This window comes from Variovorax sp. KBW07 (assembly GCF_003852515.1).
Taxonomy (GTDB): Bacteria; Pseudomonadota; Gammaproteobacteria; order Burkholderiales; family Burkholderiaceae_C; genus Variovorax.
Genome location: NZ_QAJK01000036.1, coordinates 1 through 15,790, shown reverse-complemented (window position 1 = coordinate 15,790; position 15,790 = coordinate 1). Strand labels below are relative to the sequence as shown.

The window sequence follows — 15,790 nt, the reverse complement described above, 5'->3', positions numbered from 1 at the left end:
ATCATTTCTTGTCATCCGCGTTCGCCGATGTCGATGCAGCCTTGGCCGCACCGGCCGAGGGGAAGCCCAGCCCCGTCTCGTCGAACTTGAAGCGCAGGCGGATGTACGCGCCCTTGCTGGTGTATTCGTTGGCCGTCAGGTCGCGGTCCTTCAGCCCCACGAAGTTGTAGCCCGCCGAGATCCACAGGTCCTTCATGACCTGGTAGCCCAGCTCCACGCCCATCGTCTTCTGCAGCGCGCCGCCCTTGCCGTACAGCAGCCCGGCCTGCACGCCGAAGTCCCAGTCCTTGTTGATGTCCTGCGTGTAGCGCGCCTGCAGCAGGTGCGCCCAGTAGGTGCTCTTGAGCAGGCCGTCGTCGGCGCGCGACCACTTGGCCGCGTAGCGCCCGTTGATCACCGTGCCGGGGCGCGGGTTGTAGTTCAGGTGCGCCGACACGATGTCGGCGCTGGTGGCGCCCGGCAGGCTCGCATTGCCGTAACCGCTGCCGAACACGCTGCCGCCATCGAGCGCACCGGTCGAGCTGCCCGTGCCCACCACGCGCTCGCTGCGCCGCTCGTAGCGCATCAGCGCATTCCATGTGTCGGTGTCCACCGGGCGGTAGGCCAGCCCGATCTGGTGGCGCGACAGGTGGCGCTCGTTGCCGGCGTTGGTGCCCTGCCCTTCGCTGTCGCTGATCACGCTGCGCGCCAGCAGGCTCCAGGAGCGGTCGAGCTTGTAGCCGAAGCCGGCGCTGAACAGGCGCGTGTTGGCGTCGTCGCCGCGCCGCGCTTCGAGCACGCCGCTGGTCTTCATGCGCTCGGTGAGGTATTCCACGCCGCCGGTGATGGCGGTCGACTGGCCCAGGCCGCTGCCGTTCGCGTAGCCGGTGCCGTTGTTGCCGCTGTTGCGGTAGCCGCCGAGCTGCCGCGTGTGCTCGATACCGCCGGTCACGCTCAGGCCTTCGCTGATCTTGAAGGTGTTGCGCACGCCCGTGGCCGCCTGCGCGGCGCGGCCGTCGAGGCTGTCGGCCAGGCGGTACTCGCTGTACACGCGACCGCCCTCCATGTAGCTGCTCTCGATGCCCAGGATGCCGACGTTGTTGGAGCTGCTCGCCGTGAGTTCGTCCGGGCCGTAGAGGCTGGAGACCAGCTCGTAGCGGCCGTAGATGCGGGTCTTGTCGGTCACCGCGTAGTTGCCGCCCACGGCCAGCACGTGCCGGTCGGACTTGCGGATGTCCTGCTCGCCTTCGACGAACACGTTGGCCTGCGGCAGGCCCGGCACCTGTGCCGAGATGCGCGCGCGAAGGGTGGTCAGGTCTTCGGCATGCGCGTTGGCATTGGCATTGGCCGCCCCGCCCAGCGAGGTGACGTTGTTCGCGCCGACGCTGCCGCCCAGGTTGCCGTTGTAGGTCGAGATCTGCCCGTAGTCGAAGCCCGAGCTGGTGCCCATCGCGGCGCCGCTCTGGCCGTGGCGCAGGCCCACTTCGCCCACCAGCTGTTCGCCGAACTTCTTCTGCACGCTGGCCGTGAAGCCGCGGCGGCTGCCTTCGAGCAATGCGTCCTGGCTGTAGACGGCTTCACCGCGCAACGCGGTGCTGGCGTCCAGCCGGTACTCGGCGCGTGCCGAGGCTTCGGTGCGCCCGGCCGAGAAGCTCGCGCCGGGGTTGTCGAAGCCGGTGCTGGTCTTGCTGGCCAGCGCCACCACGGCCAGGTCGGCGGTCTGGTGGCGCAACTCGACGCGCCCGGCGTTGCCCTTGCCATTCTTGTCGGACTCGGTGCGCACCCACTCGCCGGCCATGGTGGTGTTGTCGCCCACGCGCGCCACCGCCGTGAGGGCGCCCAGCTTGCGGCGGTTCTCGGGGTTCTCGTCGGTGCTGGCGACCACGCCCAGCTGCAGGTTGTCGGTCACCTTCACCTGCACGTCGGTGCCGGCCACGTTGAACTTGGGCCCGCCTGCATCGACTTCGTAGGTCACGCGAATCGACTGTGGATTGAGGTTCGCATCGGCCGAGGCAATGGCATGCGTGAACAGCAGGCGGCGCGTGAGCGGCTCGATGGTGTAGTCGACGAAGCGCGCCACGGTCGTGCGCTGCAACACCAGGTTGGGTTGGTTGCGGTCGCGCACCACGATCTCGACCTGCTCGCTGTTGTCGACGAACTCGCCGCCCTTGGCGCTCAGGTAGTACGGGCCCGAGGTGCCCACCGCGCGGAACTCTTCCACCTGCTGCGTCTGCGCGGTGCGCGAGAAGAAGCTGGTGGCCCGCACATTGCCGTCGTCGTACACGTGCTTCAGGCCCGTGAGCGCGCGGTTGTTCTGGCTCAGGTTGCGCACCTCGGTGCTGCTGGCGGTGGTGAAGTCGCCGTACAGCAGGTAGGAGCGGTTCTTGTCGATGCGCACGTAGAGCTTCTGCGTGCTCTGCGCGTCGAAACCCTTGACCGACGAGTCGCCGTACACGGGGTAGAACTCGTCGGGGCGGATGTCGCGGAACAGGCGGTCGTTGCGCGTCTTGTTGGAGTCGTAGGCGGCCGTGAGCAGGTACTCGCCCTTGACGGTGCCCTTCAGGAAGAAGGCGGTGCGCGCCGAGGTGCGACGGTTGTTGCCGTGGCCCTCGTCGGCCAGGCCGGTCAGCTCGGCCTCGAAGGCGGCGCCGGCGGGCATGGCGCCCAGCGGCACGCCGCCGCGCTTGGTGAGGTCGAGCACGCCTTCGACGATGCCCACGGCGATCATCGGGCGCATCTCCGGCATCAGTGCCAGGCGCACTTCCTTCACGAAGGTGCCGGCGCTCACGCGGATGCGCGCGTCGCCGGGCTCGCCGGGCGGCAGCAGGCGGAACTCGGCCACGCCGCCGTCCATGAAGACCTGTGTGCCCGGCTCGGCGGGGTTCAGGTCTTCGTCGAGCCAGCGGCCACGGTCGGTCTCCAGCGTGAGCTGGGTGCGCGCGGTAACGGGCACGCCGGCCGCATCGGTCAGGCGCACCTTGACGACGACGGGAGTGCGCAGGTCGGCCTGGGCCGATGCGGGCACGTCCAGGTGAATGGCGCCGAGCTTGTCGGGAGCGACGACGGTGATCGGCTGCGCGGTGCCGCGCACGTTGCCGAAGGGGTCCACCGCTTCGAGCTGCAGGCGGTTGGCGCCGGGCTGCAGCACCACGCCGATGTATTCCCAGGCGCCAAGCTTCTTCGCATCGAGCTGCGTCTTCTTGCCGACGCGGCGCTCTTCGATGGCCTTGCCGTTGACGCTCAGGCGCAGCGACAGGCCGGCCTCGCCCTTGACGCGCACGTTGGCCAGCAGGCCGGGCAGCGTGTCGCCGTCTTTCAGGTCGATGAAGCCCAGCGCGTTGCCGTCGATTTGCGGCAGCAGCGCTTCGAGGTCGATGGGGCTGGGCACGGCCTGCACCAGCAGCGGCGCGCTGCGCGGCTCGAGCATGGCGGTGCTGGTGTTGACCGGACGGCTGGCGAAGGCGCCCACGCCGGCCGCCGTGCCGCCCGTGGCGGAAGCGCCCTGCGCGTTGGTGGGCAGGCCGTTCAACGCGGCGAACAGGCTGCCCGCGGGCGTGGGTGCCGGCGCGGAACCCGCGCCCAGCGTGCCGCCCATGGTTCCCGATGCGCCGTTGACGAAGCTGCTCGCGCTCGCGTTTGCATTCGCGGGCGCGCTCGGCATCGCGATCAGCGGGGCCGAGGTGGCCTGCGTGGAACTGCCGGTGCTGCCCGAGGCCAGCGCCTGGCCGCTGGCGGGCAGCGAGCGCACGTCGCCCACGGGCACGATGCGGCCTTCGGGGTCCAGCCGCATGCGCACCTGCGCCTCGGCTTCGGTGTCGGGAATGGCGGCAATGGCCGCGCGCCGCGCGATCACGTCCTTCATCACGCCGGGCGCCTCGCAGTTGGCGACGACGAAGTTGGCCTTGTGGAACTCGCCCTTCTTCAGGTCGACGAAGCGGCTCTCGGGGCGGCCGGCATTGCGGTTGTCGAGCACTTCGAGCCGCGCACCCGCGGGCAGCGTGGTCTGGTCCACGCGCAGCACGTGTGTGATGGGCTTCAGGCCGTACAGGCTCCACTTGCCTTCGACGTCGGTGACGACGTGGGTGCCGTCCTCCATGTACAGGCGCACGCCGGGCACGCCGATCTCGTCGGAGCCCTCCTGGCGGCCGTCGCGCTTGCAGTCCATGTAGACCTTGCCGAACAGGAAGGCGTCGTCGGAGAACACGCCACCGGTCACGCGCACGGTCCAGTTGGCCAGGTTCGACTGCATGCGGCCCGAGCTGGCGCGCGCGCGGTTGACGGCGTCGCCGTTGGTGGGCGCGCCCACGCCGACGCGCACGCGGTAGCGCAGCACCATCGACTGGTCGGCGCCCAGGGTGGTCGTGGGGTAGTTGAAGAACAGCTGCGGGCCCGCGCCACCCACCGGGTTGGCGGTGACGGCACCGTTCAGCCGCGCGCTGTTGGCCACGTAGGCAAAGCCCGGCGGCAGGCTGTCGGCCAGGCTCAGGCCCTTGATCGCGAAGCCGGTCTTGTTGGTGACGACCAGCGCGTAGTCCATGAAGTCGCCGAACTCGATCTCGCGCTTGCTGCCTTCCTTGCGCAGCACCAGCCCGAGCACGTTGCCACGGTCCAGCGGGATGTGGTTGTGCACCACGTCGCAGGCCGCGCCCGAGGCATCGAAGCCGGCGTTCAGCGAGAAGTAGTGGGTGGTCGGGTCCGAGCCCTGCGGCGGGCTGCCGCTGGGCACGATGGCGCCGCAGCGGTCGAAGGTGCCGGGGTTGGCGGTAATGAGTTGCGAGGGGAACGAATAGCCGCTGGCCGCCGGCGGCGTCACGTCCAGCGTGTAGGTGCACGAGCCGGTGACGGGCGGCGACTGCAGGAAGAACTGGTAGCCGCCGTCGGCGCCGGTGGTCATCGACACGCTGCCGTTGGCGTGGAAGGTGTACACGCCCGAGGAGCCGCCGAACAGGTCGTCGGGCGTGATGGTGGTCACCGGGCCGCTGCGGCACGACTGCCGCGCAAAGGTGACGACCGCACCGGCCACCGGCTCGCGCGTGAGCGAGTTGTAGATCGTTCCTTCCGGGTCGGCCACCAGCGACTGCGCCGTGCTCGCGCTCGCCACCACCAGCATGGCCGGCGTGACGTTCACGGTGTTGGTGTCGAACGCCGCGGCCCAGGCCTTGTTGGTGAGCGCAAGGCGGCTGCCTATCGCATCCGCCTTCTGCGTGATGCGCACGGTGAACGACAGCTCTTCGTTCTGCCCCGGCGCCAGCGCGCGGGCGCCGTCGGTCAGGCTCAGCGCGGCTTCGGTCGGCAGCTTGAAGGGGTCGCGGGCCACCTGCGTCTCGCGGTTGCAGGCGGCGCGGCCGGTGAAGCCCGCCGCCACGTCGAGCAGGCCGTTGCGCGCCTTTGGCGGCGCGGTGAGCTCCCAGCCCGCGATGTGGTTGTCGGGCTTGTCCATGTCGAAAGTGCAGTTGAGGTTGTCGATCAACCGCACGTTCGTTGCCGGGGCCACGCCCGTGTTGCTTACCTTGAGCACGTAGTCGAGCTCGAACACGCCCTGCGCGATGCGCCGCGGCGGCGACACCGTCTTGAGCAGCACCAGCGTGGGCAATTGCGTGGACACCGGCGTGGGCGAGGTGTCGTTGTTCGGGTTGCCGTCGCCGTCGGCATCGGGGTTGTTGCCGTTGACCGAATCGTCGAACACCGTCGGCGGCGCGCCTGGCGCCAGCCCGGCCTGCGCGCGCACCGTGTTGTACAGCGTGCCGGCGCGCCCGCTCACGTTGAAGCGCACGTCGAAGCGCACCGTGAACTGCCCGCCCGCAGGCAGCACCGCGCCGGATGCCAGCAGGTTCGCCGCGGCGGCGCTGCCGGTGAAGGCGTTGTTGACGGCCACCGCCGTGCCCGCCGCGCCGTTGCCCTGGTTGCCCGCAATGGCCAGCGAGCCGGGCACCAGCGTGTACTGGTTCGCGCCCGGCACGGCGGCCGGCGTGTAGCTGCCGAACTGCGTGGCGCCGCTGCCTTCCATCACGTCGGCCAGCTGCACGCCGTAGAGCCACACGGCGCCGTAGTTGCGCACGTTGACCTCGAAGCTCACCGTGGCCGTGCCGTCGGGCTGGCCGTCGCTGCCGCGGTTCATGCTCGGTGGCGATGCCGCCTTGGCCACGCCGATGCGGCTCAGGCTGGTGGTGATGAGCACCGTGTTCGACGGCGCCACCGCCGCTGCCGCGCCGTCGTTGTAGAAGCCCTGCGCGGTGTTGCGGATGTCGCCGCTCTGGTCGGCCTTGACCTGCACCCCGAACTGCATCGCGACCGAGGCATTGCGCGCCAGCCCGGCCGGCACGCCGATGGCCACCTCCACGGCCGAGGCGTCGTCCACCGTGCGGTAGCTGAACTCGGCATCGTTCTGCAAGCGGAACAGCCGCACCGCGCCGGCCGCCGTGCTTTGCAGCGAGCCCGCGATGTAGCGCGTGCCCGTGGGCACGACGTCGCGCAGCAGCAGCAAGGCCGTGGGCGTGCCGTTCACCAGCACCGGCGTGCCCGCGGGCGCTGCGGTGTTGCTCGGCTGTGCATCGCGTGCGCCGATGTTGGTGCCCGAAATGCTGAAGTCGATGCGCGTGGTGCCCGGCTCGACGATGCCCGGGTAGCTGGCCGACTTGGTCAGTGCCAACACCGCGAGGGCGCCGACGTTGACCGTGTCGCGGTTGACCGCGACGACGTTCTGCAGCGCCGTGGTGGCGCTCAACGCAATGCAGGCACTGCCGCTCGCCGTCGAGGGCACCACGCCCTGCACCAGCAACGCGACGCTCTGGCCCGGCTGCAGCACCAGCGCACCACCCGCGCCCAGCGGCAGCACCGCGTCGGCGGGATCGATCACGCCGTTGTTGTTGCCGTCGCGCACCACGCGCAGCGACGACAGGTCCAGCGTGTCGGCAGGGCAGCCGGCGCCATTGTTGGCCAGGCCCAGGGTGTAGCTCGACGGCACGTTGCCGGTGTTCGAGAGCACGTGGCTCAACGTGACGGTGGCCCCCGGCGGCCGGCTGACCGCCTGGTCCTGCGTGAGCAGCAGCGACTCCACCGCCAGCACGTTGGCGCTGACGCCGTTGGAGCTCGACGTCTCGGTCTGCAGCAGGCCCGCGGGCACGTAGGTCGCGGTGGCGACGTTGCGGATGATGGTGCCGCCGGGCGCGGGCTCCGCGTGCGCGGTGCCGCCAATGCCAACGCCGGTGCCCAGCATGAAGAACCCCAGCACACACGCTGCCACGGTCGCGACGGCCTTGCCGCCTCGCCACCGTTGCGAGCGAATGCTCGGAGATTCGACTACAGATTGCACGCGACACACCTTCCGTCGGTCCGCGTGCGCGCATGGCGCGAGCGGACCTTCATCACAAACTCGAAAAAGAAAGGGCTCTTTCCTCTGCCGCCTGACAGGCCAGCGCTGCAGGCGCGCTCGCTCGCTCATGGGCGCCATGGGTGCAACAGCAATGGCTGCTGCCGCCACTGGTGGAAGCGGCAAGGGAAAAAGGCGAGGCACACGCCAACAGCGGTGCCTCGCGAAAGCCGGCGGTCCCGCAGGTCCGCCGGCGACTCAAACCCTTGTCGTCACTGATTGATCTTCACTGCGAAGGTCAGCGTGGCCGTGCCGCTCGGGGCCACGGTGTTGGCCGTGCTGCCGCAGCTCACGGCAGTGGGGCTCTGCGCAAAGGCCAGCGCGGTGCCGGACACGCCGGTGGACGTGCAGCGCTCCGCGACGGGCGGTTGCGCTGCGCTCAGCGCGGTGTACGCGGGCACTGCATCGTTGATGGCGATGTTGGTGACCGGTGCCGTGCCTTCGTTGGTCGCGACGACCTTGTAGACGATGCACTGGCCGGGCTTCAACTGCAGCGGCGCCGGGCCGAAGGCGATGTCGGCCACGCCGTCGCAGTTGGCATCGGGAGCCTGCGTCTTGAGGACGCGGATCTGGCCCGTGATGATGGTGCTGACGTCGGTCGCGGACGGTGCGCCGCAGTTGGGCGCCGTGTCGGTGAAGGTCGCGGTGACCGTCACCGTGTCGGTCGCGCCGGCGGTGGCGCCGCCCGGTGCGAACACGCGCACCAGCAGCTTGCGCGATGCGCCCGGAGCCAGCGTGCCGGTCTGCGGACCCGTCACCAGCGTGTCGTTGGCGTCGATCTGGCCGTCACCGTTCACGTCGATGTAGATCGCGGTGGTCCAGCCGAGTGCGGCATCGGCCGACGGCACGGTGGCCGTCAGGGTGTAGGCGCCGCAGCTCTGCGAGCCGGTGTTGGTCAGCGTGTGCGGGTACACGACGGTGCCGCCGGGCGCGACCTGGCCGCTGTTGTTCGGCGAGAGCGTGGCGCTGTACGACACCGCGGTGGTGACGGTCACGGCATCGGTCTTGGTGTCCGACACGATGGCACCGGTCGAAGCCGTGGCGGTGGACTGCACCTGGAAGTAGATCTTCTGTGCGGTCACCGGCAATTGCGTCGCGGACGGCGTCACGCAGGCAAGGACCTGGCCCTGGGCACCCGCCGCAACGGTCACGGAAGTGACCGCCGGGGACGCGCAGGTACCACCGACGTCCACGAACTTCACCGTCCAGCCGGCCGGCAGCGAGCCGGGGAAGCTGGTCGACTGGCTGGCTGCCAGGCTGTAGGCGTTGTTCTTGGTGTCGTTGTTCTTCACGTACAGCGAGAACAGCGTGCCGGTGCCGGCCGCGGTCGAGTTGGTCGTGGTCGGGTTCGGGCTCGGGCCGGGGCCCAGGTCACCGCCACCGACCGAGCCGTTGCCCGTGCCCGCGGCGCTGTTGGTCAGGTCGACCAGCGAACCGATGACGATGGTGACCGTGTCGCGCGTGGCGTCGATCTTGGTGTTGTCGCCCGTGGAGCGACCCGTCACGACGGCCGAGAACGGACCCGCGCCCACCGTGGTGGCCGATGGCACGTTGGCCTGCAGCACGAAGTTGACGCTGCCGCCGGCCGCGATCGGGCCGGTGTCGGGCACGCCGTCGCCGGAGGTGTCGAGCAGCGGCGTGACGCCGTCGGCCGCGAAGAACACGAAGGTCGTGCCCGCCGGGAAGGTGCCCGCTGCGACCGTGAGGTTCACGGTATCGGTGCCAGTGCCCGTGTTGAACACGGTCTGCGGGAACTTGACGCTGCCGCCGGCAACGACCGAAGGCCGCGTGGTCAGGTCTTCTGCATTGCCGTTAGGCGTGCCGGGCGTGACGTCGACTGCGGTGGCCGCGGTCGACGGGTTGGTACCCACGGCGATGCTGTAGCTTGCCAGGACCGTGAAGGCCGACGGGTTGGTGCTGGAGCCCAGCGTGCCGATGGACGCCGCGGTGACCGTTCCCGGAACGATGGCCGGCGAGAACTTCGCCGTGTTGGTGGTGGTCGACGTGCCGATGGCGGCGGTGCTGTTCACCAGCACCACGAAGCTCACGGTCTGCGTGACGTTCTGGCCGAGCGATGCGACCACGGTGTTCAGCGTGTTGCCGCCGACCACCTGGAAGTCGATGCCGGTCGGGTCGCCGCCCGCGCCGTCACCCAGTGCCGTGCCGGGCACGCTGCTCCACACAGCCGAGCCGGTGACATAGGTCATGCCGCTGGGCAGCGTGTCGGACATCGCGAACCTGCCGGGCGCGCCGCCCGTGTTGTTGAAGGTCAGCGTATAGACCGTGTACTGGCAGGTCGCGCTGGAAGCCAGGGTGGACGACCATGCCGTCGCGCAACCCGTGGCCGCCGAGCGCGGACCGCCGGTGCTGGCCGTGGGCCACGAGCCGCTCGGTGGCGCCACCGAGGGCACGCCGATCGTCTTGGTGACGTTGAACGCCGCCGACGTCGTGAGCTGGACCAGGTCCTTGTCGGCCGCCGCGGTGTTGGGCGCGGTGTACAGCGCCGCGGTGCCGGGGGTGGCGGTGATGGTTGCCGTGTCGAAGTCGCCGGCGGTGTTGGCGGTGCCGGGGATCGTGTAGGCCACGACGAAGCGGAACACGCCGTTGTTGCCCGCCACGGTCTGTGCCGACACGGTACAGACGCCCGTGCCCGTTGCCGTGCAAAGCGGCGTGGTGCCGTCGGGCACGCCATCGCCGTTGACGTCGGGGTAGACCTCGACCTTGGAGAACTTGTCGGTGTCGGCATCGACCGTCACCGTGAACGTGTCGGAGCCGTTGCCGGTGTTGGTCAACGTGTGCGGTGCGTAGACCACCGAGCCGGCGGCGCCGAGCTTGGTGTTGACGACCGTGGTGGTGACGCTGCTGACCGAGTCCAGCGTGAACGACCCCACCTGCTGAACCGTGGTCTGCACCAGGTTCGACGTGGCCAGCTGCGTGGTGCCGGCCGAATCGGAATAGGTGGCGGACGCCTGGTTACCGATGACGGTATTGGCAGGCGGCGCGGCGGCAAATGCGGCCGGGCTTCCGAACAGGAAGCCCAGCGTCAAAGCGGCGGCGCCGGCCCACGACGCCGCGGGCTTGAAGCCGCTGCGGCGCCGGGTTGGCAGGTTGGGAATCACGTGGTTTCTCCTCGGTGGTCAACAAAGAACGGGAACTGGAAGCGCGAACTAACTGGCTGGCTGGCTGGCTTGGTGGCTACGGATGGCCGGATGAATCAGCGGGGGGCGTTGGCCGCGGCGGCCTGCGACACCTGTGCAGCGGGCGGCACGACGGTCTCGACACGGGCACGCGCACTCACGGCGGTGCTGCCGCTGGCGGGCAACTGGCCCAGGGTCCAGCGCAGCGCGCGGTAGTCGGCATAGGGCACGGGTTCGGGCTTCTGGCCGGCCGCGGCCTTGCGCATCAGCGGCTCGGGAGCGAACACGGCATCTTTGGTGGCGGCCTGCACGAGCGTGGCGCCTGGTTTGGCGCTGCGCGGCAGGTACTCCAGGCCTTCGGGAATCGGCAGGTCGGCGACCAGGCCGCTCACCGGCTTGCCGGTGTTGTTGGTGTAGGTGGCCCTGTATTCGACGACGTCGCCGGGCTTCACCGAACCGGCATCGAGCAGTTGCTCCTTGCCCTGCGCGTCCTTGACCACCTTGTGCTGGGTCAGCACGACGGCGACGGTTTTCTTCTGCGCGGCCTCGGTTGCAGAGGCGGCGGCGGGCTGGGCCATCGCGGTGCCGGCCATGCCGGCCAGCCCCGCGAGAACGATCGCGCCGGCGCCGATATGGGCAGCCAGGCGGGAAAGACGATGGCCGTACTTGATTTGAGTCATTTTTTTGATGGACATGGTTGCTCCGGATTCAAGACACACAAAAATCCACCCCCGACAAATTCCGGGCGTGAATAAGCGGCTCGGGCCGCAATGGGAAAAAATGCCTGCCTTGCACGGGCCGGGCATTGGGAGGAACTACAGAGGCCCGCGCCCGAATTGCTTCGAGCCGGGCCCCGGTTGCCGGCTTGCTGTGATTTCTCCGTCACAGCCACAAACCGTCAACAGTTGTTAACCTTTATTTCCAAGGTGACGGACTGTATATTTGAAGGTGCCGTTTCGCACCCCTCAGAACCGACAACTCACAATTCGGAATTAAGGTTCCAGTTTCGACAACCGGAGCCGCCGGGCGCGGCTTTTCCCTCTGGCGCGTGGCAGCGCGAAGAACGCACGCAGGGATGTTTTCACCGCGATACGGCGGCGAAAACGAGGAGAAAGCGGGAAGAAGGCGACGAAGAGACTGTCGCCCGCCTGTTACAAGTCGATGGCCGCAAGTGCGGTCATGACGATCTGAAAATGCTCAGCACGTAATCGACAAAGGTCTTTATCTTTGGAGAATTTCGGCGCGACGGCAAATAAACCAGGTTGATTTCCTGCGGTTTCAGATTCAGCAACGGCAATACCGGAACCAGCAAACCGCGTTCGATCTGCGGACTGGCCAACGACACCGGAAGCAATGCAATTCCCCGGGCCGAAACGGCCAATTGCAGGATCAATTCCAGGTCGTCCGATTGAAAGACGCTTTCAACCCGAACCCGGTGCGTCTTTTCAACAGCCGCAAGATTGATTTCGCGCTTGCGCCCCTCGGCATCGGTGGTCAGGAAGAAGTGCGACGCCAGGTCGGTCAGGCTTTCGATGGGCGGGAACGGCGCAAGGTAGGCCGGCGCGGCGCACAGCATCAGCGGCTCGTGCTTCAGGTGGCGCGCGACCAGTTCGTCGCAGCCTTCGCGGCCGCGCCGGATGGCGACGTCGGCCTCGTCGCGGAACAGGTCCGCGCGGTCCTTGCCGGTCTCGACCACCACGTCCAGCTGCGGGTAGGCGGTCATGAACGGCGGCAGGTGGCTCATCAGCAGCTCCCTGCCGTAGTAATGAGGCACGGCGATGCGCAGCCGCCCCGTGACGGCGGTGCCGCCCGAAGACAGGTTGAGCATCACGTCGTCGAGGATCGTCAGCACGTGCTGGGCGGCCACCAGGAACTGCCGGCCCTCTTCCGTCAGCGCAAAGCGGGTGGAGCCGCGATGCAGCAGCAGGTGCCCGACCGTGGCTTCCAGCCTCTGCAGCTGGCGCGACGCGGACGCCTTGGGCACGTTGAGTACGTCGGCGGCCGGGGTCAGGCCCCCGAGCTGTGCGGCTTTGGTGAAAAGCCGCACGTCCGACAAAGAAAAGTCCTTCATTTCAGTTCGACGAGATCCGTTTTTGTTTTCTCCCTGGGACGCTGCTGCCGATCCTGGCAGCACCGCCGACCGCATGACCAAGGCAATCTGCGGATTCAAAAGTGACCTTTAGTTTCATATTTGTTCCCAATGTTGACGCTTAGTAACATTTGGCGCAACGTTTTCTAAAACGCGGGAAAAGTTCACTGTTCCTGCGGATATCTGTGAAACCAGCTTGCAAAATCCTGCGAACAAAGGACGAAACCTTTGCAGGGTGACAGGACGGGCAACCACCGCGTGCGCGTCCGGGGCTTTGCTTTGGCGTCAAAATTCGTCCAATCATTGAATGAATAGGCTCAACCGATGCTTGCCCAAGCGCCTCGCACCTCCCTGGCGGACTCCGCCGCCAACAGCATCCGCGCCGAAATTTCCGCCGGCCGCTGGGCCGTAGGCAGCCGAATCCCGATCGAGCCGCAGCTCGCGCAGCTGCTCGGCGTGAGCCGCGGCACGGTGCGCGAAGCGGTGAAGACGCTGGTGTCGCGCGGCCTGCTCGAAGTGCGCCAGGGTTCGGGCACCTATGTGCGCTCGGGCTTCGACCCGTCGGCCAGCCTGCAGAAGATGCGGCGCGCCAGCCTGCTCGACCAGTTCGAGGTGCGCCGCGCGCTCGAAGTCGAGGCCGCGCGGCTTGCCGCGGTGCGCCACACCGCCAAGGACCTGCGCCGCCTGAACACCATGCTCGACAAGCGCGGCACGCCCGACGCCAGCGACAACGGGGCCGGCTTCATCGAACGCGACCTGGCGTTTCACCTGGCCATCGTCGACATGTCGGGCAACCTCGCGCTGGCCGAAACCTGCCGCTTCATTACCGGCTACATCAAGGAAACCATCGCAAGCACGATGGGCAGCACCCTGCCCGAGCCCGACGAGGCCGCGCACCGCGCCATCGTGCAAGGCATTGCCAGCGGCGACCCCGACACTGCCGCCGCCGCGGTGCGGGAGTTCATGGCGCCGATGATCAATGCGCTGACGCTGGGCTCGGCATGAGCAGTTCGATCACGCTGGCGCCGAACGCTTCAGGCACAACCTCCGACACGGCCCAGGTACTCCGCACGCAGGCCGCGCAGCCTGGTGCCGCAGCTGCCGAAGAATTGCTGATCGACGCCGAGGTCGACAGCCAGCCCGCGCCCCGCCCCACGCCCGCCCCCACCCGCGGCCGGCGCCTGCTGCTCGGTGCCAGCGTGGTGCTGATCGCCTTCAACCTGCGCCCGGTGTTCGCCAGCCTGTCGGTGGTGCTGCCCGAGATCATCAAGGCCACCGGCCTGTCGGCCACGGCCGCCAGCCTGCTGACCACGCTGCCGATTCTTTGCCTTGGCGTGTTCGCGCCCCTCGCACCGTGGCTGGGCCGCCGCTTCGGCACCGAGCGCACGCTGCTCGGCTGCATGGTGTTGATCCTGCTGGGCACGGTGCTGCGCGGCACCGGCAACATCCCGCTGCTGTTCCTGGCCTCGGCCATCGCCGGCAGCGGCATCGCGGTGTCGAACGTGCTGCTGTCGGGCCTAGTGAAGCGCGACTTCGCGAAGCAGGCGGCGTTGATGATGGGCCTGTACACCATGGCGGTGTGCGGCGGCGCGGCCAGCGCCGCCGGCCTGACGGTACCGATCGAACATGCGCTGGGCGGCGGCTGGACCATGGCGCTGGCCATGTGGGCGCTGCCGGCCGCGCTGGTCACGCTGATCTGGGCACCGCAGGCCTTGCCGCTGAAGCCGGTGGCGAGCGAGTCGGGCTTCACGGTGCGCGGGCTCTGGCGCGACAAGCTGGCCTGGCAGGTGACGTTCTTCATGGGCCTGCAATCGGCCCTGGCCTACATCGTGATGGGCTGGCTGGCGCCGATCCTGCGCGAGCGCGGGTTGGGCAGCGAGACGGCCGGTTACGTGGTGTCGCTGTCGGTCATGACGCAGGTGGTGACATGCCTGGTGGTGCCGGCGCTGGCCGTGAAGCTGCGCAACCAGCGCGGCCTGGGCGTGGTGCTGTCGATGCTGACGGTAACGGCCATGCTGGCGATGCTGTTCGCACCGCTGGGCGGCGTATGGCTGTGGGCGGTAATGCTGGGCATTGCCCAGGGCGGCACGTTTGCGCTGGCCCTGACGATGATCGTGCTGCGCTCCCCCGATTCACACGTGGCCGCGCACCTGTCGGGCATGGCCCAGGGCGTGGGCTACATGGTGGCGGCCTTCGGTCCGTTGCTGGCCGGCCTGCTGCACGGATGGACGGGAAGTTTTCGCGCGTCGGCCTGGCTGTTCGTCGGGCTCGGTGTGGCGCTGGTGATCGCGGGGCTGGGCGCGGGTCGCACGCTGCATGTGGGCGCGGTGACTGTGCCGAAGCACTGAGCCCCGGTTGCTCGCCACGGAGTCGATTGTCCTGTTGACCGTTCAGTGCTCAGGCTCGGCAACGATCTCGTCGGTCAGCACGTCCACAATCCATGCCGTCCAAGCGGTTTGCCCCGGCGTAGTCCGGGTGATCAGCACGTAGTCACGCCCGGCTTTCGCGTCGAATGCGAGCCGCACAGGCACCGAGGAGAAGCGCAAGAATCCAGTGGCTGCAGACATGAACTGGACGGCAAGGGTATGGCGACCCGGCAGAAATTCGTGCCTGTCCAGCGCTCCAATTCCTCGGAATCTTCCGTCAATTTCATTGATGACAGCACCAGAACCCCTTTGCAGTCTCAAGACCGAAACCTCGCTGGCAGCCCGCTCTGGCCCTTCGTACTGCCGCACGGAAGTACAGCCTGAAGCCACGACCGCGACCATCGCGAAGACGGTGATCGAACGTATGAAATTGACAACCGGCTGAGTAAAGCACCAAGACAAAATCCAGTCCTCCTCTTGTGACGCATTTGAAGACCGCCGAGTCGAAGCATGTTCGAGCCTGTTCGGCCGTTTTTTTGAGACTCGGAATTACACCGTCACAACGAGATAGAACTCAGGGAGCTACAGCCCGGAAATCCCCGGCTTTGATGCCAATGGCACGAAACCGCCGCCAAACTCAACCCTGACTCTCTGGATCGCGCACATCTCGCTTTGCTGTTCGTCGTGTTGTGCTGTTGGGGCGCGAAGTGCATCGTTCAGGGCGACGCCCACGCCGACGGTGTGCTCTGCTCCGCGAATGTCCCCCGCTTCGCTCCTCCTTTATTTCGCTGCGCAGAGCACACCATCCGCGTGAGCGTCATCAGAGTGGTCGTTGATCAGCGGTACACCA

7 protein-coding genes are annotated in these 15,790 nt (G+C 68.0%); 2 read left to right on the top strand and 5 right to left on the bottom strand.

Annotated features, from left to right (window positions below):
* Position 1: 1 nt before the first annotated feature.
* The 4 genes from DBV14_RS07780 to DBV14_RS07765 form a co-directional block, all read right to left on the bottom strand.
* Positions 2–7,195 carry a DUF11 domain-containing protein gene (locus tag DBV14_RS07780; RefSeq protein WP_124458648.1) on the bottom strand — a complete coding sequence of 2,398 codons (7,194 nt, stop codon included), beginning with the start codon at positions 7,193–7,195 and terminating at the stop codon, positions 2–4.
* 365 nt (positions 7,196–7,560) lie between these two features.
* A complete protein-coding gene (locus DBV14_RS07775; RefSeq protein WP_124458617.1) occupies positions 7,561–10,467 on the bottom strand; it encodes a DUF11 domain-containing protein in 2,907 nt (968 codons plus the stop codon).
* A gap of 95 nt (positions 10,468–10,562) precedes the next feature.
* Positions 10,563–11,165: a hypothetical protein gene (locus DBV14_RS07770; RefSeq protein WP_260396867.1), complete on the bottom strand. Its 603-nt coding sequence runs from the start codon at positions 11,163–11,165 to the stop codon at positions 10,563–10,565.
* Between the two features lie 497 nt (positions 11,166–11,662).
* The gene (locus DBV14_RS07765; protein ID WP_260396866.1) at positions 11,663–12,655 is read right to left on the bottom strand and encodes a LysR family transcriptional regulator; all 993 of its coding nucleotides are present in this window, start codon (positions 12,653–12,655) and stop codon (positions 11,663–11,665) included.
* Between the two features lie 243 nt (positions 12,656–12,898).
* Here DBV14_RS07765 and DBV14_RS07760 point away from each other — a divergent pair, with 243 nt between their 5' ends.
* Together DBV14_RS07760 and DBV14_RS07755 are read left to right on the top strand one after the other, a co-directional pair.
* On the top strand, positions 12,899–13,579 hold the full coding sequence (locus DBV14_RS07760; protein WP_124458615.1) for a FadR/GntR family transcriptional regulator: 681 nt from the start codon (positions 12,899–12,901) through the stop codon (positions 13,577–13,579).
* The gene (locus DBV14_RS07755; RefSeq protein WP_260396865.1) at positions 13,576–14,922 is read left to right on the top strand and encodes an MFS transporter; all 1,347 of its coding nucleotides are present in this window, start codon (positions 13,576–13,578) and stop codon (positions 14,920–14,922) included. The genes DBV14_RS07760 and DBV14_RS07755 overlap by 4 nt, the downstream gene beginning before the upstream one ends.
* 42 nt (positions 14,923–14,964) lie before the next feature.
* Here the strand turns inward: DBV14_RS07755 and DBV14_RS07750 are convergent, their stop codons facing one another.
* Positions 14,965–15,402, bottom strand: coding sequence for a hypothetical protein (locus tag DBV14_RS07750; RefSeq protein ID WP_124458614.1), 438 nt, complete (start codon positions 15,400–15,402; stop codon positions 14,965–14,967).
* Between the last annotated feature and the right edge of the window lie 388 nt (positions 15,403–15,790).

What these genes read in the sequence shown, in the direction of transcription:
- DBV14_RS07770 (WP_260396867.1), bottom strand. Translation starts at nt 11,165, where the DNA reads ATGACTCAAATCAAGTACGGCCATCGTCTTTCCCGCCTGGCTGCCCAT.
- DBV14_RS07780 (WP_124458648.1), bottom strand. Translation starts at nt 7,195, where the DNA reads ATGCTGGGCACCGGCGTTGGCATTGGCGGCACCGCGCACGCGGAGCCC.
- DBV14_RS07760 (WP_124458615.1), top strand. Translation starts at nt 12,899, where the DNA reads ATGCTTGCCCAAGCGCCTCGCACCTCCCTGGCGGACTCCGCCGCCAAC.
- DBV14_RS07755 (WP_260396865.1), top strand. Translation starts at nt 13,576, where the DNA reads ATGAGCAGTTCGATCACGCTGGCGCCGAACGCTTCAGGCACAACCTCC.